1 protein-coding gene is annotated in these 883 nt (G+C 59.1%); it reads right to left on the bottom strand.

From position 1 onward, the window contains the following. On the bottom strand, positions 1 to 883 hold an 883-nt coding region (locus HP546_RS30715; protein ID WP_172233762.1), incomplete at both ends, for an immunoglobulin-like domain-containing protein.

Here is an 883-nt window from a genome sequence, read left to right as displayed (position 1 = left end):
GTCACGGTGTAAGTGATCTCACCGCCTTCGGTCACCGAGGCGGTAGCGGTCAACTTGGCGACAACTTCGTCGATGGTGTCGGTAACTTTTACCGAAGCAGGGTTGCCCAGCTCCAGGTTCTCGAACGCTGCACCGGTGGCATCGACAGCCGATTTGATGCCCAGGCTGATTTCGCCGGCATCCTGGTAAACGTCGTCACCCTGGGCTTCGTGAGCGTACGGCTCGCTCGAAGTCTGACCGGCCTTGATGGTCACAACCGCGTTGTTGCTGAGGGTCACGGTCAGGTCATGCGCCAGCACCGTGTTGATGTGCACGGTGAAGGTCGGTTTGACGTTTTCAGCAACAGACACCTGGTCTGCAGTGATGGTGACCTTGACGATGTCGCCTTCGTTGCCCGGGGTACCTGGCTCGTCGGTAACGGTGGTGCTGACCTCGGTCTTGTCCAGGGTCAGGTTCTCGAACTTCCAGGCATCTGCGCCGCTGACTGCTTCGATGGCGTTGACCACCGGCTCGTTGGTGCCCACATAGACGTTGTCCGGTGCGACTGCAGTTGCAGAACCTGTGGTGCTGTTGGCCGGTACAACAACCGTGGTGCCATCGGTCAGCTTGAAGAACAGCTCCGAATGGTTGTTGATCGGCAGACCGTCTTTGTTGGTCAGCGTGATGGTGTAGGTGATCTCGCCGCCTTCGGTCACCGAGGCGGTAGCGGTCAACTTGGCGACAACTTCGTCGATGGTGTCGGTAACTTTTACCGAAGCAGGGTTGCCCAGCTCCAGGTTCTCGAACGCTGCACCGGTGGCATCGACAGCCGACTTGATGCCCAGGCTGATTTCGCCGGCATCCTGGTAAACGTCGTCACCCTGGGCTTCGTGAGCGTACGGCT

The organism is Pseudomonas sp. CM25, from assembly GCF_013179705.1.
GTDB lineage: Bacteria > Pseudomonadota > Gammaproteobacteria > Pseudomonadales > Pseudomonadaceae > Aquipseudomonas.
The sequence above is the reverse complement of the archived record's forward strand: the minus strand, read 5'-3'. Positions and strand labels throughout refer to the sequence as shown.